Annotated in this window: 16 protein-coding genes and 1 other RNA gene; 4 read left to right on the forward strand and 13 right to left on the reverse strand. The window is 59.0% G+C overall.

Going from position 1 to position 21615, the window contains the following annotated elements:
- Nucleotides 1-353 precede the first annotated feature (353 nt).
- On the forward strand, nt 354-2276 hold the full coding sequence (locus ABJT94_RS11860; RefSeq protein ID WP_348475086.1) for a hypothetical protein: 1923 nt from the start codon (nt 354-356) through the stop codon (nt 2274-2276).
- Nucleotides 2273-2617: an EscU/YscU/HrcU family type III secretion system export apparatus switch protein gene (locus ABJT94_RS11865; RefSeq protein ID WP_348475085.1), complete on the forward strand. Its 345-nt coding sequence runs from the start codon at nt 2273-2275 to the stop codon at nt 2615-2617. Before ABJT94_RS11860 ends, ABJT94_RS11865 begins: the two co-directional genes overlap by 4 nt.
- Here ABJT94_RS11865 and ABJT94_RS11870 read toward each other — a convergent pair.
- From ABJT94_RS11870 to ffs, 13 genes are all read right to left on the reverse strand, one after another.
- Nucleotides 2614-3573, reverse strand: coding sequence for an alpha/beta fold hydrolase (locus ABJT94_RS11870; RefSeq protein ID WP_348475084.1), 960 nt, complete (start codon nt 3571-3573; stop codon nt 2614-2616). The genes ABJT94_RS11865 and ABJT94_RS11870 overlap by 4 nt on opposite strands.
- Nucleotides 3570-7496 (reverse strand): ATP-dependent RNA helicase HrpA, encoded by a 3927-nt coding sequence (gene hrpA, locus ABJT94_RS11875; protein WP_348475082.1) that lies wholly within the window; start codon nt 7494-7496, stop codon nt 3570-3572. The genes ABJT94_RS11870 and hrpA overlap by 4 nt, the downstream gene beginning before the upstream one ends.
- A gap of 224 nt (nt 7497-7720) precedes the next feature.
- Complete coding sequence (locus ABJT94_RS11880; protein WP_348475081.1) at nt 7721-9385, reverse strand: AMP-binding protein; 1665 nt, start codon at nt 9383-9385, stop codon at nt 7721-7723.
- A 238-nt stretch (nt 9386-9623) separates the two neighbouring features.
- Nucleotides 9624-11903 carry a vWA domain-containing protein gene (locus tag ABJT94_RS11885; RefSeq protein ID WP_348485211.1) on the reverse strand — a complete coding sequence of 760 codons (2280 nt, stop codon included), beginning with the start codon at nt 11901-11903 and terminating at the stop codon, nt 9624-9626.
- A 122-nt stretch (nt 11904-12025) separates the two neighbouring features.
- Entirely contained in the window at nt 12026-12691 is a 666-nt protein-coding gene (locus tag ABJT94_RS11890; protein ID WP_127555526.1) for a YEATS-associated helix-containing protein, read from the reverse strand.
- A gap of 162 nt (nt 12692-12853) precedes the next feature.
- On the reverse strand, nt 12854-13222 hold the full coding sequence (locus ABJT94_RS11895) for a hypothetical protein (RefSeq protein ID WP_348475078.1): 369 nt from the start codon (nt 13220-13222) through the stop codon (nt 12854-12856).
- 35 nt (nt 13223-13257) lie between these two features.
- Complete coding sequence (locus tag ABJT94_RS11900) at nt 13258-13698, reverse strand: YcgN family cysteine cluster protein (protein WP_348475077.1); 441 nt, start codon at nt 13696-13698, stop codon at nt 13258-13260.
- Nucleotides 13698-14006 (reverse strand): YcgL domain-containing protein, encoded by a 309-nt coding sequence (locus tag ABJT94_RS11905; RefSeq protein ID WP_348475075.1) that lies wholly within the window; start codon nt 14004-14006, stop codon nt 13698-13700. The genes ABJT94_RS11900 and ABJT94_RS11905 overlap by 1 nt, the downstream gene beginning before the upstream one ends.
- Nucleotides 13990-15129 carry a ribonuclease D gene (gene rnd / locus ABJT94_RS11910; protein ID WP_348475074.1) on the reverse strand — a complete coding sequence of 380 codons (1140 nt, stop codon included), beginning with the start codon at nt 15127-15129 and terminating at the stop codon, nt 13990-13992. Before rnd ends, ABJT94_RS11905 begins: the two co-directional genes overlap by 17 nt.
- Nucleotides 15122-15733 carry a recombination mediator RecR gene (gene recR, locus ABJT94_RS11915; RefSeq protein WP_348475073.1) on the reverse strand — a complete coding sequence of 204 codons (612 nt, stop codon included), beginning with the start codon at nt 15731-15733 and terminating at the stop codon, nt 15122-15124. Before recR ends, rnd begins: the two co-directional genes overlap by 8 nt.
- A 15-nt stretch (nt 15734-15748) precedes the next feature.
- Nucleotides 15749-16075, reverse strand: a complete 327-nt coding sequence (locus ABJT94_RS11920) for a YbaB/EbfC family nucleoid-associated protein (protein WP_348475071.1) — start codon at nt 16073-16075, stop codon at nt 15749-15751.
- Nucleotides 16076-16170: 95 nt separating this feature from the next.
- The gene (dnaX, locus tag ABJT94_RS11925) at nt 16171-18381 is read right to left on the reverse strand and encodes a DNA polymerase III subunit gamma/tau (RefSeq protein ID WP_348475069.1); all 2211 of its coding nucleotides are present in this window, start codon (nt 18379-18381) and stop codon (nt 16171-16173) included.
- Nucleotides 18382-18563: 182 nt separating this feature from the next.
- Nucleotides 18564-18660, reverse strand: an RNA gene (gene ffs / locus ABJT94_RS11930) — signal recognition particle sRNA small type.
- A 206-nt stretch (nt 18661-18866) separates the two neighbouring features.
- Here ffs and ABJT94_RS11935 point away from each other — a divergent pair.
- Both ABJT94_RS11935 and ABJT94_RS11940 read left to right on the forward strand, forming a co-directional pair.
- On the forward strand, nt 18867-20498 hold the full coding sequence (locus ABJT94_RS11935; RefSeq protein ID WP_348475068.1) for a methyl-accepting chemotaxis protein: 1632 nt from the start codon (nt 18867-18869) through the stop codon (nt 20496-20498).
- A 100-nt stretch (nt 20499-20598) separates the two neighbouring features.
- A complete protein-coding gene (locus tag ABJT94_RS11940) occupies nt 20599-21549 on the forward strand; it encodes a DUF1722 domain-containing protein (protein ID WP_348475066.1) in 951 nt (316 codons plus the stop codon).
- Nucleotides 21550-21615: the final 66 nt, after the last annotated feature.

The raw sequence follows: 21615 nt of genomic DNA on the forward strand, positions 1-21615 counted from the left end.
TATACCCACTCAGAGGCTGGAATACGAAAGTCTGGCCTGTATTGGCCAGTTCACGAGCTACAGTCTCAGGCCGCTGGGCCGTTAACCTCATTGGTTGAATAGAGTGTCGACTGCCGGGTATACCTATCCGGGGCCGGCGTGAACCCGTCCATGGGGCCTAGGCTTCGGCATCCATGCCTCAGACTACCCCGGATAGGTATACCCGGCAGTCGACACGGTTCCCAGGCTCGGCTCACTTCGAGACTGCCCAGCTCAGCTGCAAGCGTTAAATGGCCGACTCTTGCCCGGAACCTGGCTGGTATTTCCCAATAACCCGGGTATGGTGAGATTTCCCTGCACGTACGGACCTGTACATGGCTGGCATAGATCGGACCGACGCGATCAAGCGTCCTACAGACAGCACCCTGACACCGCGAACACTCGATCGTGGCAGTGAGCCTGTGGTTCGCGTGCGGGCCGATAGCCTCGACGCGCTTCGGCCCTCCCTGCCCGCACTCGCCGTTGTGGTGGAACAAACGGTCATGGGGAGCCGGGACAAACCCCTGTATGACCTGGTGCTCTCGCTGAATCAGCAGTGGGTTCGGGTGCAGAGTGAGCGTGCCTTTCCCCCGGGTACGGTGTTGATGGTGGAAGCAACGCCGGAGAACCAGTTACGAGTGTTGCCCCAGGTCGATACGGCTCAGCTCAACCGGATGATGCAGGCCTCGCTGCAATTCTGGCAGGCCCATTCGTTGCCCCGGGCGCACACCACCCAAATGCCTGCCCCGCCCGCCTTCCCTGCCCTGCAAAGGCTGGCCGGCGATGCGCCGGAGTTGCAGTCGCTGGTGCAATGGCTGAGTCAAAAGCCCGCACTTTCGGCTCGCACCGTGGCTCAGTGGATGCAGGTGTTCAGCCCGCTGGCTCTGTTGCGGCCGCTGGTTGCCAGTTTGCCGGCGACTCCGCTGATCCCGTCACCGGCACAGCCAGCCATTGCTGCCCCAGGCGCGCCTTCCACTCACCTGGCCAGCACTGCCATCAACACTTTAAGCACGGCACCCCTGGCGCCTTTGTTGAATGCCATTGCTTCTGTGCAATCGGCCGGTACGCCGTTGCTTGGAAATTCGCCCAATTTGGCACCTAATGTACCCGGCACCGGGGCACCGGTTATGCTGATACCGCTGACACCCGGTGCACCGGCGCTGCCCTCCGGTACGGCAATGGTGATCACAATCGCCACAGACAGAACCCAGTCAAACCTCCCGACTCAGGGTGTGTTGCCAACGCCTCAACGCACGACTGCCGATGGAAGCCAGGCAGCGCCCGCACTGTTGCGCCTCGCTGTGGTCGTGAATCCACACACATCGGCCGCAGCGCAATCGACACCGGTCACTCTGCCGACCGGTTCTCCAGCGGCCGCTCAACCAACAGCCGCTTCGACGGGGGGTACCAGCCCGCCCCTTACCCCGAACTCCACCCCAGGTCAGCCAGGCAACCTGTCGGTTAACCCAAACCCAACGGCCATGTCATCGGATCCGTTGCTGGCGCCCACCCGGTTCAGCACCCTGGCACCGCCTCCCGGAGCACCCTCACTGGGAGCGCGCGACCCTGCACAGGCAGTGCCCGTAGAGATTCGGTTGTCTCAGTGGCTGGCTGTGCTCGACAGTCGCATTCAGCAGCACCCGGCCAGTTTGCAACAAGCCCTGGCCCAGCAGGCTCAGCGTCTGTTGAATGCGCCACCGACCGGATATGCGCCGGGTGTCACTGTGCAGAATCCAAGCGGTGGTTCAGCCATTAAACAGGACGACCTGCAACCGCTGTTGCAGCTAAGAACGCTACTGGAAAGCCTGCAGGGCAAGACGCAGAACAACGCTATCCAGCAAGCACTCGGCGCTTTGGCCAACCCCGAGGCACCACCGGTGCAACAACTGAGCATTCCGATGCTTTGGCTGGGGCCAAACCATTGGCTAAACATGGAATGGTGGCAGGAGAAACCCGAGAATGAAGAGGCAGAATCCGATTCGCCCGGTAAACGCCCTTTTCGCTTCCGCCTGTTTTTTGAACTCGCACCGCTGGCGCCACTGTGCGCCGACCTGCACTGGACGCCCGACCATACCGATGTCATCTTCTGGTCGCAGGATCAGGGCACACTGAGCATCATTAATAGCAATCTGGACACCCTGGAACAGTGGACTCAGGGCCTCGGCGAGCGCGACTTGCATACCCGACATGGGATGCCGCCGAAAAAGACCACGCCGGAACCCGACCAATTCAAACCCCTGGTAGACATTCGCACATGACCGAAGAAACGTCTGGCAACAAGGCCGCCGCTCTCGAATACAAGGGTCAGAAAACCCCCATCGTCAGCGCCCTGGGCACCGACGAGATGGCCGACGCCATTGTCGCTTTGGCCAAAGAGCACGACGTACCCATCTATCAGGATGAAGACCTGGTCAATATTCTGACCCGCCTCAACACCGGCCAGGACATCCCGCCAGCCCTGTATGAATGGGTCGCCGGCATCCTCGCGTTTTCATTTTTCCTGCGCGATAAAGTGCCCGAAGGGTTCTCGCCCACAGCGACTCGCTCAGCCTATCAGAAGGTTCGGGAAGCGTATTCCGGGTCTGATTCCAGTGACTAACTGGAACTATCGACCGACACCAGATGGCGGATGCGGACGCCCTTGGGGAGTTGGCGCAGTCGCTCGTTGATCCAGTCGAGCAGAACGGGAAAGTGGTCTACCCAGGCGTCGTCGTGAATCAACATCGATTGGGCACTGTAGTTGCGCAAATTGCCATCACGCTTGCCCAGCACCCAGAGCCGGCCATTGTGGGTACCCAGCTCGCGCATGAATTCGCGAACATCGGCGACGTGGTCGGTGTAGCCACCGTTGCGTCGGGCCAGGTACAGGCTGGGCGGCCAATCGAGGTGCTGAGCGGCGGCGGCATAGTCAAAACCGGTATCGTCATGTGCGACCCAGGGGCCGTTGGACCAGCGCAGGTAATCCCGATAGAGCGTCAGATATTCGGGTTCGGGGCCCTTGCCCAGCCAGCGCATGGGGACCGCGCCTTTGAGTGTGCCCAACGCGGGTAACAACGCATCCGTCGTCAGGCGGGCCAGGGTTGAATGATGCACCCCGCCCAGAGTGGCATTGCGCCGGGTACCCAGGTGAATCATACCCAGAACGCCCGGGCGGACACCCGGTTCGCGGGCGTACGAAGACGCCAGCAACACGCCGCCAAACCCCTGACCAACCAGGAAAATCGGCAAGCCATCGGCCTGGCGACGGGCTTCTGCCATCAGCCGGGGCAGGTCTTCGCGAATGATCAGGTTGGCGTCGTGGTCGAGCCGTCGGCTCAGGTTGGGCCAGCTTTGGCCGTGCCCGATCAGGTCGGGCACCAGGCAATGAAAGCCCATATCGGCCAGAAACTGCGCCAGCCCATGACCCTGATGGCAAAAAATGTCGCCTTTATTACCCAGGCCATGCAACAACACCACCAACGCCTGGGGAGCTTCCGGTAAAAACTGACGCACGAACAGCTGGCCGCCCTGCCAGGTCGGCACCTTAAGCCGATATTCCTTGATGCCATGCTTCATTCAGCGAGTACCTGTTGCCATTGTTTTTCCAGTCGCTTGGCCGAGACCGGCACCCGGGTTCCCAGTGTTTGCGCAAACAGAGAGACCCGATACTCCTCCAGCAGCCAGCGAAACTCGGTCAATGCCGGGCTGACCATTTGCTGTTCGGCCAGGGTGCGCTGCTTGCTCTGGTAACGTTGCCAGAAACCGGCCAGTTCATCCACCCAGAACTGCTCCCGGGCAGGAATGCCTCCGGCCCGGTTCAGACGCCGGTCGGCGCCATCCAGATACCGGGGCAACTCAGTAAACCACTCGGCCGGTGTGGCGCTGACAAACCCCGGATACACCAGTTGATCGAGCTGGGCAGCCACATCAGCGTATAGGAAGGCTGTGGCAAAGGTCACGCGCCCTTTCAATTGTTTACGAACCTGATGGTGGCGGTGCAGCACATCGTGCACCTGACGGGCCAGCTGTTCACCCTGCTCAACCAGTTCGCCCCGACCAGCCTCGACCCAGGCGGCGAATGCCGACCGGGTGCGTGGCAACTTGCCGCCCCGGTCCAGCGTGCGCGCCAGGGTTGCCCACAGCATATCCTGTCGTAATGGGTCGGCTTTGCCGTAGGGTGCGAACAGCAAGGCGCTTTCCTTGAAGGCAGGTAGTCGCTTGGCCAGATACCCCAGCGGCTGCTCCAGCTGAAACCAGGCCAGACGCAGCAAGCCCTGGCGGTGCTGCTGCTCCGCCCAGGGTTGCTGGGTGAAAGACTCAATCGCGACGGCATTCACCTTGTCGGCCAGCGCCGGGAAGACATCAATATGAATTCCGGCCTGAATGCGGTGCTCCACCTCGGGCAGGTCAGCAAACGACCAGTCGGTATAATGGGCGGGCCCCGCTTCCTGCTCACGGCTCTTGCCAGCGGTCGCCCGGTCTTTTGCCGCCTGGGCATTGGCGGGTGATTTCAGCGCATCGAGGTCCCGACCCGACGCGATGACCTTACCGGCATCGTCGACCACCTCGAACCGGAACCGGTGGTGTGCTTCAAGTTTGTCGGGTTGCCACTCATCCTGCGGTACGCGAATTCCGGTCATACGGAACAGGCGTTCCCCGATGGCTTTGGTCAGCGGGGTGTCATCGGCGGCCAGGCTGTTCATCAACGCATCGGCAAAATCCGGCACCGGCACAAAGTTGCGCCGGTAGGATTTCGGCAGCGCTTTGATCAGTGCGATGATTTTGTCGCGCAGCATGCCCGGTACCAGCCACTCCAGTCGACCGGCGGGCAATTGCGCCAGCGCACCAGCGGGCACGGTCATGGTGACGCCATCGGCGTCGGTGCCCGGTTCAAACTGGTATTTCAGCGGCAGTTTCATGCGACCGACGGTGATGAAATCGGGGTATTGCTGCTCGGTGACCTGATCGGCCGAATGCTGCATCAGCGCTTCCGGCGTCAGGTCCAGTGCATCCTGAGGCTGTTTTTTGAGCCAGGCATGAAAACCGGCGGCGTTGACGATGTCGTGCGGTATGCGCTGGTCGTAAAACGCCACCAACTGGTCATCATCGACCAGAATATCGCGGCGGCGGGCTTTGTCTTCCAGGCCGGTTACTTCAGCCAGCATGGCCCGGTTGCGCTGAAAAAACGCCGCTTTGGTTTGAAACTCACCTTCCACCAGCGCCGAGCGGATGAAAATCTCACGCGCCTGCGCCGGGTCAATCGCCCCGAAATGCACCGGCCGTTGCGCCACAATGGGCAAGCCATAGAGCATCAGCGTTTCTTTGGCCACAACCTGACCGCGCTTCTTCTCCCAGTGCGGGTCGGTGTAATTGCGTTTCACCATGTGCATCGCCAGCGGCTCTAGCCAGGCCGGTTCAATGCGCGCTACCGTGCGCGCGAAGACCTGGGTGGTCTCCACCAGTTCCGCCGCCACCAGCCATTTGGGGCCCTTGCGCGACAACGCCGATGACGGGTGAATCCGGCATTGGCGACCCCGGGCCGCGGTATAGAGCTTGTCTTCCTTGTAGGTCGCGATCTGCGACAACAGACCAGACGCCAGTGCCTTGTGCACCTGCTCATAACTGGCCGCCTGCTCGTTCAGTCGAAAGCCAAGTGACTTTGCAAGCAAGTGCAATTGGCGGTGAATATCGCGCCATTCGCGCATGCGCAGATAGTTCAGAAACTGAGCCTTGCAGAACTTGCGCAGCTGACCCTGGCTGAGCGTCTGGCGCTCTTCCTCATAGCGTTGCCAGAGGTTCCAGAAGGCCAGAAAGTCGGAATCCTTGTCTTTATCCTGAGCGTGCTTTTCGGCCGCAGCCTGCTGTTTTTCCTGAGGGCGCTCGCGCGGGTCGGGAATCGACAGCGCGGCGGCGATCACCAGCACCTCGCTCAGCGATTTTTGCCGGTTGGCTTCTATCACCATGCGCCCGAGGCGCGGATCCACCGGCAGGCGCGCCAGTTCCTTGCCCAGCGGCGTCAAATGTCCCTTGTCGGTCACGGCGGCCAGCTCGGTCAGCAAGGTATAGCCATCCCGGATCATCCGGCTATCGGGGGGCTCCAGAAACGGAAAGTCTTCCACCTTGCCCAGCCGCATGTGCAGCATCTGCAGAATCACGGAGGCCAGGTTGGTGCGCAGTATTTCCGGATCGGTAAAGGCCGGCCGTTGCTGGAACTCTTCTTCATCGTAGAGGCGGATGCACAGACCCGGCGCAATACGACCGCACCGCCCTGCCCGCTGATTGGCCGACGCCTGGGAAATCGGCTCGATCGGCAAGCGCTGAATTTTGGACCGGTAGCTGTAGCGACTGATACGCACCAGGCCACTGTCGATCACATAGTGAATGCCCGGCACGGTCAACGAAGTCTCGGCAACGTTGGTCGACAAAACGATGCGCCGACCGCTGTGGCTGGCAAAGATGCGTTGCTGTTCGCTGGCACTCAGTCGTGCGTAAAGCGGCAGTAATTCGGTATGGCGCAACTGAGCCCGCTTCAGCGTATTGAACGTTTCCCGAATTTCCCGTTCGCCGGGTAAAAACACCAGCACATCGCCACCGCTGTTGGCGGTCTTTCCGGCCCGCTCAAGCTGCTCGATTTCTTCAACAGCATTGAGCACAGCACTGGGCAGGTCAGAGGCGTAATCGTCTTCATCCGGGCTCATTGGCCGGTAAAGGTGCTCAACCGGGTAGCTGCGGCCGGCCACTTCAATCACCGGGGCCTGGCTGAAATGCTCCGAAAAACGCTCAACGTCGATGGTCGCCGAGGTGATGATGAGTTTCAGATCTGGCCGGCGTGGCAGCAACTGTTTCAGATAGCCCAGCAAGAAGTCGATGTTCAGACTGCGTTCGTGGGCTTCGTCGATGATCAGGGTGTCGTATTTGTTCAGGAACGGATCCTGCTGAATCTCGTTCAACAGAATGCCGTCGGTCATCAGCTTGATCAGGGTGTCGTCGTTGGACTGGTCGGTGAATCGCACCTGGTAACCCACCTGGTGCCCGAGCTCAACATTTAATTCCTCAGACAGGCGATCAGCCACCGAGCGCGCCGCCAGCCTTCGTGGCTGGGTGTGACCAATCATCCCTGAGCGGCCCAGCCCGGCCCGCAAACACAACTTCGGTATCTGCGTCGTTTTGCCCGAGCCGGTTTCACCGGCGATGACCACCACTTGGTGGTTGCTGATCGCCGCAAGAATATCCTCGGCTCGTTCGGAAACCGGCAGCGTTTCGTTCAGGCGTATTTCGGGAACCCGCTGATCGCGCGCCGCAAACCCTTCTCGCGAACGAACGAAGGCTTTTTCAATGGCCGCCACCAGGGAAGGCGATGCCTCCCCCTTGTTAAGTTGCTGACGCCAGGTCTTGCAGCGCTGTGTCAGATAATGCCGGTCACGAACAAGGCACTGCGACAGGTTCTGCTGAACCAGATCGGGTGTCATTTCCGTGGTTGATACTGCACTGGTCGGCATGCATGGACCTGTCTGCCAAAAGGGACGGCATTATAGGCATCTGGGGAAGGGACGTAAAACAACATTGAAGGACTTGAAACATGGAATGACGTAAGACATCGAGAGACGCTAAACAGTAAAAGACGCAAAACACAAAAAGACGCAGAACATCGACTGTCGTGTTTTACGTCGCTTTATGTCCTGCGTCACTTCATGTCCTACGTCTCATCATGTCCTGCGTCTTTTCAAACTTCAGCGTCACGCAACTCGCGGCGCAGCACCTTGCCCACGTTCGTCTTCGGCAGTTCATCCCGGAAGACAAACTGTTTGGGTACCTTGTAGCCAGTCAGGCTTTCACGGCAGAAGTCGGAGAGTTCTTTTTCCTCGACCGGTCCGTTGGTCACCACAAAGACTTTCACCGCCTCGCCCGTTTTCTCGCTAGGAACACCAACGGCGGCGCATTCCACCACTTTCGGGTGGCGCGTCAGCACGTCTTCGATCTCGTTCGGGTAAACGTTAAAGCCGGAGACGACGATCATGTCTTTCTTGCGATCCACGATTTTCAGATAACCGTCTTTCTGCAACACGGCGATGTCGCCAGTTTTCAGGAAGCCGTCTTCATCGACGGTTTTGGCGGTGTCATCCGGGCGGTTCCAGTAGCCCTTCATGACCTGAGGTCCGCGCACCTGCAGTTCACCCGCTTCATCGAAGCCGAGCAGCTTGCCATCGTCGTCGGCGATGCGGACTTCGGTATTCGGGGCCGGAATGCCAATGGTGCCCAGTTGCTGATGGCCGGCCGGGTTGAACGAAATCACCGGGGATGACTCAGTCATGCCGTAGCCTTCCGAGATCGGGCAGCCGGTCACTTCTTCCCAGCGCTCGGCAGCCGCACGCGTCAGCGCCATACCACCGGAGATGGTCAGTTTCAGGGCGCTGAAGTCTACCTTCTTGAAGTCTTCGTTGTTCATCAGCGCCACGAACAAGGTGTTCAGGCCGGCAAAACCGGTGAACCGGTGCTTGCCCAGCTCCTTGACGAAACCGGGAATGTCGCGGGGGTTCGGAATCAGGACGTTGTGGTTACCCGTCAGCATGATGGTCATGCAGTTCACGGTAAAGGCGTAGATGTGGTACAGCGGCAATGGCGCTACAAAGGTTTCCTGGCCGTCTTTCAGCGTCAGCTTGAAGAACTCGTAACACTGCAGCATGTTGGCGATCAGGTTACGGTTGGTCAGCATCGCGCCCTTGGCCACACCGGTTGTGCCCCCGGTGTACTGCAGAATAATGGTGTCATCGTGACCGCTTGCGGCGCGCTTGTAGGTTTTGGTGCTGCCTTTTTTCAGAGCATCGCGGAAGCTGCCTACCTTGCTGGTGTCGTAGGTCGGCACCATTTTCTTGACCTTCTTCACCACGGTGTTGACCAGTACCCGCTTCAGGCCCGGATGCAGGTCGGCAATTTCAGTGACGATAATGCGTTGTACAGGGGTTTTTGGCTGAACCCGAATAGCCTGGGCAGCCATGCCGGCATAGACCACCAGCGCCTTGGCACCCGAGTCGTTCATCTGGTGTTCCAGTTCCCGGTCGGTGTACAGCGGGTTGGTGTTAACCACGATCAACCCCGCTCGCAGTGCGCCAAAGACCGCAATCGGGTACTGCAGAATGTTGGGCAACTGCACCGCAATGCGGTCGCCGGGTTGCAGATCGGTCTCGTTCTGTAGATAGGCGGCAAAGTTGCCCGACAGACGATCGATGTCGGCGTAGGTCAACGTCTGCCCCATGCAGCTGTAGGCCGGCTTGTCGGCGAATTCCTTGGTTTTCTGGTCGAACAGATCGAGCACTGTGTCGAAGGCTTCCGGGTCGACCGTGGCTTTCATACCGCCCGGGTATTGCGTATGGGTGTAAACGTCGCTCATGGACACTCCTCTCGTTCTTATTGTCGATCAATGCGTATACCGCCTGACTGCATGCCCGCCTGCCTTCAACTACTCTGGCTGACACTGGCTTCATTCAAACGTTTGTTTTATTTGCTGGCCCGATTGTCTCTTTTTTACCGAGCAGAATTCAACTCTTTAATGAATAGAGCGCACAGTAAACCGGCTATCTGTGAGTAAATAGCCTAAACCGATGTTCAAATGTCGGAGTTCTCGCCAGTCAGCGTTTAGCGGGATCGTCTTCGGCGACATCGAAGGGGTCGTCTTTGAACGGATCGTCCTCGTCGAGGTTCAGGTTCTCGAGATCGGACAGGCCATCTTCCAGATTGCTGATGTCGAACAGATCATCGTCTTCACCGGCATCCAGGTCATCGAGCGGGTCGGGCTCGCTGTCCAGCTCACCCCAGACATCTTCATCCAGCGCCCGGGTATCAAGGCTGTCTTCCATACTGACGCGCGGGGCTTCAGTGCGTTCCGGCGGTGAGGGCTCAGCCTCATCGGCGTCGAACACATCGTCGATAACGGGCGCCTCCTGGTCATCGGCCTGGCTGTTTCGGGCCTGATCGATACCCTGATCCATACTGGCATCATCGAGATCAGCGGTCATTTCCAGACCTTCCAGATCACCCATGGCAACATCGGCCAGGCCCCGGTCTTCAGCCAGCAAGTCTTCTGATTCCCCCTTGCTGCGCTGGTCGAGCCGACGGTAAACCAGAAAAAAGGCCCCCAGTATCAGCAGCCCTGGCAGGCTGAGCAACAGATAGCGTAGCCACGGGAAGGGTTCTGCCGGTTCCTGGGTCTCTGCCATCGGGTCGGCTTGGGTGTTGTCAGTCGCAACCGGTGTCTGCACACTCAATTCTTCGAACTCGGGCATCGGCGCTTTAATGAAAGCCGCTTCGGTTTCGGGCCCGGTCATTGTTACCGGCTCGGCGGGAAGCGCCTCGGGGTTGAGTATGCGAGGCCAATCTGCGGGCAATGGCAATGTGAGCTCTATCGGCGCAACGCCGAATTGTGAGACTCGCCGGGCGTTGACGTCGGCGTCGCCCGTCAGGCTCAGCCGGTAATTGCCATCAGGCAGGTCGGCTGACAAATTGACATAAAAGTAGCCACTGGCGTGGTTTTCAAAGCTTTGCTCGCGACTCACCGGGCCTTCAATCATCGCCTGCAAATCGACCTGCTCAAACACCAGACCGCGGTCGGCCGGGTACAGGCGCCATTGAATGCCCTGATCCGTCACCAGCAGCTCAGACAGCAAGGCTGGCCGGTTCACCACGGTCTTGCGGATCTGGCGCTGAAAGGTACCGCCATCGAGCGTCACTTCCAGTTCGATGTCTGCATCACCGTAGGTATTGGGAATCTGGGCGCGAAGCTGCCTGCCATCCCAGCGCAGACCATCGACCTGACGGCCATTGATCCGTAACGCAGGGGTCATAACGTTAATCAGCGCGTCGGGCACCACATCACCCGAGGCATCGGCAACGCCCAGTTCCAGTATCAGTGGCTGGTCCTGCAACACCACCGACCCAGTTGGCTGAGTCCAGTACAGGTTAACGTCGGAGACCACCTGAATGCGGCTGTCATCGTTAATATCGCCCAGCACTTCCCAGCGCCCGGCCTCGGGGTTGTCAATACTGATCAGGGTATAGCCCTGCCCGGCCTGCCAACGCTGTGACCCGGGTGAGGCGACCGAATTCAAAGTGCCGTCAGGCTGGCGCAACTCGACCTCACCCGCATCGTGCATCACCAGCGCAGTCAGTTCGGTGACCTCGTCATCGACGGTAAACCTGCGACCATCGAATGGCAGCTCATTACCCGGGCTAACCGAATTCAATACCCGCACGATGAACGACTGCATCTCTGCTGGCTGCCGAACTTCGGCAAACACACCGCCGGTCTGACTCGCCATTTGTTCCAATAAGCCCGCATCGGCAGCACCACCCAGTGCCAGGGTATGAATGCGGGCACCGGCAGCGGCAAAACGGGGAATGACGGTGTCGAGAATCCGGTCGCGTTCGACCCGGTTCACATCGGTATTTGGGGCGATATCAACCTGGCCGTCAGTGATCAGAATAACGTCGGTCGGCGGGCTGTAGGTCGAGAAGCCAAAGTCGTAGGCGGCATCATCGAGGGCGGCGCCGAGGTTGGTACGCTGGGCAATAGCGCGCAAATCGGCCACCCGGGCACGGGCACTGGCGCGCCAGTCATTCGTCACCGGGTCGTGAGGTACCAGCAGGTTAACGTAGCGCCCGAAACTCCAGATCCCGGCCGTCGCTTCATTGGGTATGGCGTCGATCAGCAGGTTAATCGCCGGTGTCCGGCGATTTTGGGGGTCGGTATCGCGCATACTGCCGGAAATATCAATCAGAATGCGCACGTCGCTGGCGGTCGGTTGAGGCGGGGTTTCTGCCTGTGCAGGCACAAGCGAGACCAGAACTAACCCCAAAAGCACACCAAACACCCGCATATGAATAGGGCGTGGCCAACCTGACTGTCCCAGCATAGCTGTCATCCAAAGATTCCCATGGCTATAACATCGGCGACTTGTTGCCGTTCTTTACCGGTCAGTCGCCGACGATCGTTGTATTACAGCTGCTGTGCAATCAACGGGCCATTGGCAGGCCATCACCCCATTCTGGCCAGCATGCGGCGGCCCGCTTCGGTGATGTGCCAGCGAATGCCGTGCTTGCCCATGATGCGACCGGCCAGATTGCGGGCAACCATAATATCGAGGGTTTTGACCATGGTCGCTTCGGTGGCATCGGTTTCGTCGCACAGGCCCTGCAACGAGCGGAAAATATAGCGGCCGTTGCCCAGGGTTTTCAGTACTTGCGCCGTGGTGACGTCCAGTTCTTCATCGGGCGTCAGCGCTTCTGCCGGTACTGGCTGGTCATCTTCGGTTTCGGCTTCGATTAATGGCTTGATTTCTGCCTGAACCAGATAGAGCTCATGCATTACCCGGTCGGCTTGCTGCCGGGCGGTTCTGGCTTCAGCCAGAATCTTGTCGGACACACTGGTCACCACAAAGCGGCTGGCGATGGCGGCTATCAAACAAAAACCGGTGAAAATCAGAAAGCGGCTCGAATCTTCCTGGCTCTGGGCGATCAGATCGCTGTTAACCAGCGCCAGTACCACCGGCACCAGAAAGGCCGCCCCGATGCCGACCACCAGGCTGCGCGGCAGACTGGTGGTATCCGGATCGTATTGGGACAACATGTAATAGTTGACCAGGCCACCAAAAACGCCCGACATCAGCATTACGGCGATCAGAACGAAAATATGAAGGGCCATGCCTACTCCTTACCACCACTGCGGGTATTTATTATGGGGACTCCCCTGCCACGCGCTATCGGCACGGGCAGCGGTATCATGAATCTGTCAATGCCTGCCGCCGGAGCTGGAAGGCATTCAAACGGCGTGTAGATATAACAGACCTGACGGTGTTTTTACACTTTAACCGGCTTCCCGGGGGGCCTCACCGGCTTGTTTCATGCTGCGCAGTCGCAATACGATGCCCAGAATCACGATCACCAGCGTACCCACAACCATTGCCTGCAGCATTGGCATCAGAATCGCCAGGCTGGCGTCCAGGCCCACATCCATGAAATCAAACGCCGCGACGATAATCGCGGGCGCGTAATAGGGCTCCGGTTCGGTGCCCTGCCAGGGGGTGAGGACCACACAGAGGTAGATCCAGGTGATCCACCAGCGCAATTGGCGCCACGGCAGAAACCGGCCAATCCGCCACACGACCAGCCAGAAGCCAATCACACCCAGGCCGTAGGCAACGGCAGCCGTCCAGTAGATGTCTTGATAAATCATGAGTTATTTGAATTCCAAAAAATCGCTGTAATGAGTTAGACGTTATCGATGATGTAGTCTTCCCAGTCTTCTTCCGGCACTTCATTGTCCCGTACCGGGTCAAGGTGCAGCACCGAGGCGTCGACCGCATGAATGCGCTGGCTGTCGTGCGCGCGCAGCGGGTGCCATTCCGGCAAGTCTTCGCCTTCGGCTACCAGCCGGTAGGCGCAGGTGCTGGGCAGCCAGAAAAACTGATCGACGTCTTCCGGTTTCAGCCAGACGCAGTTGGGGACTTTCTGTTGCCGTTCCTGATAGACCGTGCACCGGCAACTGTCGGACAGATACTGGCATACCACGCGGGTATAGAATACCTCCCCGCTGTCTTCATCTTCGAGTTTTTGCAGGCAGCACTTGGCACAGCCATCGCAGAGTGACTCCCACTCGTCGGTCGTCATCTGCGCCAGCGTCTTGCGCTTCCAGAAAGGTTGATCAGCCATCAGCGAGGGTGCACCGGGGTTGTGGGTTCACGGTACAGGTCGAGCATGCCCTCTTCTCGCGGCGGTGGCATTTGCAGGTAATAGCCCTGCTCGACGATCTTCGCCATGACTTTACCGACCTCTACCCGGGCCAGGGAGCGAGCCGGTGTCAGCAACAAATCCATCACCGGGATAGGGGTGCCAAAGCGCTCGCGCAGTGGCTCAGGTACCCGGGCCATCCCTTCGTGACGGGATACATAGAGGTACATATCCTGACGCGCCGAAGAGCGGTAAATACTGGCCAGTACCCGGTCAGTCGTTGGCTTCACGGTGATGCTCCTCCAGCAGACGGGTCAGCGGATCGACCAGTAACGGCTTGCGCCAGCCGGTCATCATCTCCGGCCACTCGTAGTCGCCGGTGTAACAGCCACTTCTGACCAGTTGCTCCAGCGGCTTGCGCCGGGCCAGCACTTCGGCCGGTACCGCAGTTTCCCGGGCCAGATCAGCGATCAGGTCTTTGACCGATTTGTACAGGGCGGCCTGGTCGGCTGGTAACGGCCCGGCCAGTCGCTCGGGCCAGAACTCCCGGCTGGCTTCGTTGCAGCGGCGCACAATATCGACCACGGCATCGGCATAGAGGCGAACCTTGCGCGGGTGCAGGCCCTTCAGGCCAGCCACGACGCTGCGCTGCGTCGGCATAGCCTGGGCGATCTGGATGATTTCGGCGTCCGACAAAATGCGCGAGCGGTTCACATCCTGTTCACGAGCCTGTTGCTCGCGCCACTGTGACAGCTGTTGCAGGCAGTACAAACGGGTTCCCTTTAGCTTCCAGGCACCGCGCAATTTCAGGTAATACTGTTCAGGGCTCGGCGGAAAGCTGTCGAGTGCCGCTCGCTGGCTGTCTTCCAGCACCCAGTCAAAGCGGCCCATTTCCCGCAGCCGGGGCGCGAATCGCTCATAGAGCTGCTCCAGCCAGAACACATCGGCGGCGGCATACTGGCATTGCTCTTCAGCCAGTGGGCGTAACAACCAGTTGGAGCGGGTCGCGTCTTTGGGCAGGCTTTCGCCGAGCTCAGCTTCAACGGCCCGGGCAAAGCCCATTTGCAAATCGTTGCCCAGCAGGGCCGCGGCAATCTGGGTGTCAAACACCGGTGCGACCTGGGCACCGGTGCCATTAAACAGAACTTCGGCATCTTCCGACAGTGAATGAAACACCTTGATAATGGCCGGGTCTTCCAGCACGGCCGCGAACGCCTGCCAGTCGCTGATCGCCAATGGGTCGATCAGCCAGACCTCGCCTTCCAGCCCGACCTGAATCAGACCCAGTTTGGCAAAAAAGGTTTCGGTGCGGACAAACTCGGTATCCATTGCCAGTACCAGAGCGGCTTTCCAGCGCTGACAGGCCAGGCGCAGCGCATCGTTATCACCCACCCAGTGGTAGTGTTCAATCATGTTCAAAACCCAATGGTTTGCGATCTTGCAGAGCCTGCGACAAGCTGTGGCTATCGATGCGGCCAAATTCCGATCCGACCGGGATGCCCCGGGCAATCCGGGAGACTACGACCTTTAACGGTTGCAGCTGTTCAGTCAGGTAATGCGCGGTGGCTTCCCCCTCCATAGAGGCATTGGTCGCCAGTATCACTTCTTCGATGTCGCCGCTTTTGACCCGCTCGAGCAGCAGGGGCACTCCCAATTCATCCGGGCCGATACCATCTATGGGCGACAGGTGCCCCTGCAACACGAAGTAGTCACCCAAATAGCCGCCGGACACCTCGATGGCTTCGCGGTCCTGTGGGGTTTCCACCACGCACAGACGGCTATGGTCGCGGTCGTCATTCTGGCACAGCTCACAGACGGCCTGCTCGGTCAGCACCCGGCACCGGGCACAGTGCATCACGCCATCGAGCGCGCGCTGCAGTGCCTGCGACAGCATCTGACCGCCCTCGCGGTCACGCTCCAGCAGGTGCAGCGTCATGCGCTCGGCCGAGCGCGAACCCACACCGGGCAGGACCTGCAAAGCTTCCATCAATTGCTCTGTAAGCGGGCTGTACGCCATGCCAGACCTCGTTCGTCAGAACGGCATTTTAAAGCCGGGGGGCAACTGCATACCGGCCGTGGTCGACGACATTTTTTCCTGGCTCAGGGCTTCCACCTTACGCACGGCATCGTTTACGGCAGCGGCCAGCAAGTCTTCGAGCAGCTCTTTGTCTTCCTGCATCACCGATTCATCCAGCGATACCTGTTTTACATCGTGCCGGCCGTTCATGGTGACTCTAACCAGGCCAGCGCCCGATTCACCCGTCACTTCAGCGCGTGCCACTTCTTCCTGCATGCGCTTCATGTCTTCCTGCATCTTCTGGGCCTGTTTCATCAGGTTTCCCATACCACCTTTCATCATCGCTCAAGGCTCCTGTTATCGGTGTTGCCGACCATTGCAATTGGCTTGTTACTGATCGTGTATTCTGTTTTCGGTCTCACTGACTCGCCGGCGGTTCACGATACCGACGGCAACGGGCTATACGCTGGCTTTACCGTATCGGCCTGCAAGTCACCGTCGTAACGCGACACCAGCGACTGCACGAACGGATCGTCGTGCAAGGCTGTCACCGCCATTTCATAGGCCGCATGATTCAAGCGGTCGAACCAGACCTGGGGCGTTTTCTCGGCCACGCCAAACTGATAATCGAGTCCGGTCACGCCCGGCAGAAAATCACCCAGCACGGCCATGAGTCGTTCTATATGGGTCTCATTCATCAGTTTTCGATAGTTGTCGGAGATAATCAGCTGTAAACGGCCGTTGTCGTACCCAGCCCAGGTGGAATGGGCAAAGAGCGTTTTGGTCATGCCCGACAGACCCAGCTTGTGCAAGGTCACCTGCCACCAGAACACCGGGTCGGCTTCGAGGTCGGTATCCGGCCAGCGCGCCGGGTTGGTTTCCGGGTGAATCAACTGATTCGGGTCATGGTTGACCGGTACCTGGCTTTGCACTGGTTCCGCCGCTTTGGGCGTCGGAGCTGCTTCAGGTTCGCTGGCTAGCGACGGCTCTGGGTCCATCACCTCGGCGTGAGCCAGCGCATCGAGCGGCGACGACCGGGCGGGCGCCGCATTTTCTGCTTCAGCGACGGGTTCTGGGGCATCAACCGAGGCCTGGGGCCTGGCGGCTGGCTGATCGGCCAGTAAATCGGCAACGGGCCGGGGGGCAGGCGCCCAGCCGGTCTCGTCATCGTCACCTTCCCAGGGTGCCCGGTCTTCTTCCTGGCTGGCGGGTTTGGGTGGCGCTTCATTGGCCGCGGCCTGAGCCGGGCTTGCGGGTTCTTCGGGCTCTGCTTCGACCACGGAAGCCACAGGCTCTGTTACCGGCTCTGCGGCGTCTGCTTCCGGTTTTACCGTTTCTGCCGTTATTGCACCTTGAGAACTGGCCGGTTCATCGGCTACTACAGCGCCGGTGTCGGGTAATTCTGTGGAAGTAGTGCCCGATTCAGCAACTGGCTCCGGTGTTGCGACGGCAGCAGGCTCCTCAGGTGCCTGCACAGCGGGTTGTGGCTTTGGGGAAGCATCACCCACGCCCTCGGCACTGACACGGCTTTCCAGCGCGGGCAAATCACTCACATTGCGCGCCGGGCTTGGGCTAAAGGCCAGCATGCGCAACAGCGCCATTTCGAACCCGGCCCGTTCGCTGGGGGCCAGCGCCAGGTCTTTGGCGGCCAGGGTGCCGATCTGGTAAAACAAATGGATGTCTTCCGCCTGCGCCTGCGAGGCCAGCGCCGCAATGGCGTCACGGTCGCCCTTACTGTTATCAAGCGCCGCAGGGGCAGCCTGGGCAATGGCGACCCGATGCAAGGTCGACAACAGTTCATTCAACAGGGTGCGGTAATCCGGCGCGTGTTCGGCGATGCCGGCAACCTGCTGCATCAGGTTGTCGGCATCTTTCTCGATCAGCCCTTTTACCAGGTGTAACACCCGCTTCAGGTCGACCGTGCCCAGCATGGTGGCCACGTCAGTCTCGTTCAGTTCACCCTCGCCATAGGCAATGGCCTGGTCTGTAAGGCTCAGTGCATCACGCATGCTGCCGTTGGCTGCTTCGGCCAGCAGCCAGAGGGCGGGTTCATCGAAGGGCACCTGCTCTTGCCCCAGAATGGAGTTCAGGTAGCTGACTATGCTCTCGCGCGTCATGTTCTTCAGGTTGAACTGCAAGCACCGCGATAACACCGTCACCGGTAATTTTTGCGGGTCGGTGGTGGCCAGCAGGAACTTGACGTGCGGCGGTGGCTCTTCCAGCGTTTTTAGCAGGGCATTAAAGCTGCTGACCGAGAGCATGTGCACTTCGTCGATCAGGTAGACCTTATAACGGCCCCGCGTCGGCGCGTATTGAACGTTTTCGAGCAGTTCGCGGGTGTCTTCAACACGGGTGCGCGAGGCGGCATCCACTTCTATCAGGTCGACAAAGCGGCCTTCGGCAATTTCGGTACAGGCCGAGCACTTGCCGCAGGGTTTGGAGCTGACGCCCACTTCACAGTTCAGACTTTTCGCCAGCAGACGGGCAATGGTGGTCTTTCCCACCCCGCGCGTGCCGGTGAACAAATAGGCATGGTGCAACCGCTGTTGATCGAGCGAGTTGACCAGCGCTTTCAAGACGTGGGCCTGCCCCACCATTTGTTCAAAGGTGGCGGGTCGCCATTTACGGGCCAATACCTGATAAGACATGAAGGCTCATGAAACCGGAGAAACGAAACCGTATCCTAACTTGGAACAAGGAAGGCTGCCAGAATAAAAAAAGCGTCTATAAAACAAGAAGTTAGTCGTCAAGCATGGCCGGGCAACCCAATGAAACCAGGTGGTACGGGACATCACTAAAAACAGCAAGATAGTACAAAGATGGGTGGCGGCTCCACCAGCCACACCCCGGCACACGAGAAAGTCGCTACCGTTGCTCCCTTCCGGGCCTGGCGGGGTTTACGACCGTTCGTTGCGGGGGGACCGGCAGAGCCACCCTAACGCAGAGCGCGGCATTATGCCTATGATTTAAAAAAACTCAAGGGCATGGGTTAAATCGAACTACGCTTACTCTAGCTACAGCTTTGATCGAACGGGTCGATAACCCCGTATATGCAGTGCCAGCACGATTTCAGACGGGTTGGCTTACCGAAAACGACCCGTTGTCAAAACGGTCACAACACGGAGGTTGCACCGTGAAGACAGGTTCTATTCAGTTTCGTCTGCTCATGAGCATCATGCTCAGCATACTGGCCATGGCCATCGTTGCCTTTGTAGGCATCTTTTCGATGAATCAGTCAGTCAACCGCCTGGTGGGCGTCGCTGAGGGGGTCAAACAACTGGAGAAACGGGCCGACACCGCCCATCTTGAATTCAAGACCCAGGTGCAGGAATGGAAGAACATTCTGTTGCGCGGCCAGGACCCGGACCGCATGGACCGCTACTGGACGGCCTTCAATGAACAATCAGACAGGGTCAACGCTCTGGTCACGAACCTGGCGAACGACCTGGGGGCTTACCCCGAGCTGCAGGCCATTGCCACGCAGTTTCTTGAAGACCATCAAACCATGGCCACCGCTTACGCTGAAGGCCGGCAAGCCTTTATAAACAGCAATTTCGATCACACCGCAGGCGATGCAGCCGTCTCTGGCATAGACCGGGCACCCTCGGCCGCGATGTCTGAATTGGGCAACGAATTATCGCGCCTGGCTATCGCTGCCAATGCCGAAGCCCAGGCCAGCGCCAGACAGACCGTGCGCCTGGCGGTCGCCGTTGCCATAGTACTTAGCCTGGTCATTCTGGCGGCGATCTTCCTGTTTGTTCGCAGTGCCATCATCAAGCCCATACACGGCCTGACCGACGGCGTTAACCACATCCGCAACGGGCGTTACGATCAGCCGATTACACTGAAACGGCAAGATGAGCTTGGCCAACTGGGTCAAACACTCGACTACCTGCGCCTGTTCCTGCAAACCATGGTGACCGACCTTGAGCGCAACAGTAACGCCCTGCGCGATGCCACCAACCGGCTCGACGTGATGTCCGGGTCCATCACCTCGGCCACCGCTCAGCAGCACGATCTCAGCCAGCAAGTCGCCACCGCCATTGAAGAAATGGAAGCTGCCTCACGGGAAGTCGCCGCCAATGCGGCCGATACCGCCGACTCAACCCGCCATACCGGCCAACTGGCCGAACAAGGCAGCCAGGCCATGCATACCGCCCAGAGCACCATGGCCAAGCTGGCCAGCGACAACGAGACTACCGCCAGCTTGATCAACAGCCTGGCGCAGGAGTCTGAAAACGTCGGGTCGGTGTTGAGTGTGATTCAGGGAATTGCCGAACAAACCAACTTATTGGCGTTGAACGCCGCCATCGAAGCGGCCCGGGCCGGTGACCAGGGCCGTGGTTTTGCGGTGGTTGCCGATGAAGTGCGTCAACTGGCGCAGAAAACCCAGCAATCAACCGTTGAAATCCGCGCCATTGTTGAGACCATTCAAACCGGTGCACGCAACAGCAACCAGGCGATGGAAACCGGCCTGGTGCAAACCCGCTCCACCGGCGAACACATTACCCAGGCCGAGCAACAATTGACGGAGATTCTCGCGGCGATTCATACCATCGACGACAAAAACCAGCAAATCGCCACCGCCGCTGAAGAACAAACCAGCGTCGCCGGCTCACTGGCCGAACTGATCATCCAGATACGCAACCTGTCGGAAGAAACCGCCAGCGAAAGCCAGCAAGCCACAACGCTCAGCGATACACTGTCGACTCTGGCCAGCGACTTTCAACAGCAACTGCAAAGCCTGCGCGCCGGCGCACAGTGATCCAGGCTGGACTTGAGGTGCGTATCGCCCGACGATACCAAGCGATTACGCACCTCAGGAAACGGCCACCCATAACCGGGCGACAGGAACATCTCACGCAATGACAAAACTTAAACTGGGCGTCAGCAGCTGCCTGCTGGGCGATGAAGTCCGCTTCAACGGCGGCCACAAACACCACCGCTGGCTGACACAAACCTTTGGCCAGTACGCCGATTTCGTGCCCTACTGCCCGGAAGTCGCCATCGGTATGGGCATACCGCGCAACCCAATCCGGCTGATCAGCACCGACCATGGCACCCGGGCCGTCGATTCAGTCAACCTGACTGACGACTACACCGAGAAATTACAGCACTACGCCGAAAGCATCGTCCCCGAGCTCGATGCACTCGACGGCTATGTCGTCATGCAAGGCTCGCCCAGTTGCGGTATGGAGCGAGTAAAGCTGTACAACAAGAACATGATTCCCGAGAAAATCGCCGCCGGCTTGTACACAGAGGTGCTGCAACGCCACGCACCGGCCCTGCCCTTTGAAGAAAGCGGCCGTCTGAGTGACCCGAACCTGGTGGAAAACTTCGTGCAGCGCGTTTACGTTTACCACGAGTGGCGCACCGGGCAACCCTGGCGCACCGCCAAAGGGCTGATCGACTTTCACGCCCGGCAGAAATACCTGTTGATGATGCACGACTACCCCACCTACAAACGCCTGGGGCAAAAGCTTTCCAACTTAAAAGACATCGAAGACCGGGAAGCCTTTGGCCAGGAATACCTGGTAGAACTGATGTCAGCGCTCTCGAACATTCCCAAGCGGGGCCACCGGGTCAATGTGCTGCAACATGTGATGGGCTATTTCAAAAACCAGCTGTCCGAAAAGGAAAAAACCTCGCTGATTCATTCGATCGAACAGTACAAAGCCAGCGAAGTCCCCTTCATCGTCCCGGTCTCACTGCTCAAGCACTACACCTTTCTGCACGGCGACCAGTTCCCCTACCTGATGAATCAGACGTTTCTGAACCCCTACCCGGAAGCGCTGGGGTTGAGAAACCCGATTTAGTCTGACTCACCCGCCAAATAAATAATTTGAACCAATCACACTTATTAGGCGTATCTATGGTACGTC

It is taken from the genome of Saccharospirillum sp. (assembly GCF_039982735.1).
Taxonomy (GTDB): Bacteria; Pseudomonadota; Gammaproteobacteria; order Pseudomonadales; family Natronospirillaceae; genus Saccharospirillum.

Bases quoted from the DNA above. Each gene is read 5' to 3' on its own strand.
- ABJT94_RS11860 (WP_348475086.1), top strand. From the start codon at position 354: ATGGCTGGCATAGATCGGACCGACGCGATCAAGCGTCCTACAGACAGC.
- ABJT94_RS11865 (WP_348475085.1), top strand. From the start codon at position 2,273: ATGACCGAAGAAACGTCTGGCAACAAGGCCGCCGCTCTCGAATACAAG.
- ABJT94_RS11870 (WP_348475084.1), bottom strand. From the start codon at position 3,573: ATGAAGCATGGCATCAAGGAATATCGGCTTAAGGTGCCGACCTGGCAG.
- hrpA (WP_348475082.1), bottom strand. From the start codon at position 7,496: ATGCCGACCAGTGCAGTATCAACCACGGAAATGACACCCGATCTGGTT.
- ABJT94_RS11880 (WP_348475081.1), bottom strand. From the start codon at position 9,385: ATGAGCGACGTTTACACCCATACGCAATACCCGGGCGGTATGAAAGCC.
- ABJT94_RS11885 (WP_348485211.1), bottom strand. From the start codon at position 11,903: ATGCTGGGACAGTCAGGTTGGCCACGCCCTATTCATATGCGGGTGTTT.
- ABJT94_RS11890 (WP_127555526.1), bottom strand. From the start codon at position 12,691: ATGGCCCTTCATATTTTCGTTCTGATCGCCGTAATGCTGATGTCGGGC.
- ABJT94_RS11895 (WP_348475078.1), bottom strand. From the start codon at position 13,222: ATGATTTATCAAGACATCTACTGGACGGCTGCCGTTGCCTACGGCCTG.
- ABJT94_RS11900 (WP_348475077.1), bottom strand. From the start codon at position 13,698: ATGGCTGATCAACCTTTCTGGAAGCGCAAGACGCTGGCGCAGATGACG.
- rnd (WP_348475074.1), bottom strand. From the start codon at position 15,129: ATGATTGAACACTACCACTGGGTGGGTGATAACGATGCGCTGCGCCTG.
- recR (WP_348475073.1), bottom strand. From the start codon at position 15,733: ATGGCGTACAGCCCGCTTACAGAGCAATTGATGGAAGCTTTGCAGGTC.
- ABJT94_RS11920 (WP_348475071.1), bottom strand. From the start codon at position 16,075: ATGATGAAAGGTGGTATGGGAAACCTGATGAAACAGGCCCAGAAGATG.
- dnaX (WP_348475069.1), bottom strand. From the start codon at position 18,381: ATGTCTTATCAGGTATTGGCCCGTAAATGGCGACCCGCCACCTTTGAA.
- ABJT94_RS11940 (WP_348475066.1), top strand. From the start codon at position 20,599: ATGACAAAACTTAAACTGGGCGTCAGCAGCTGCCTGCTGGGCGATGAA.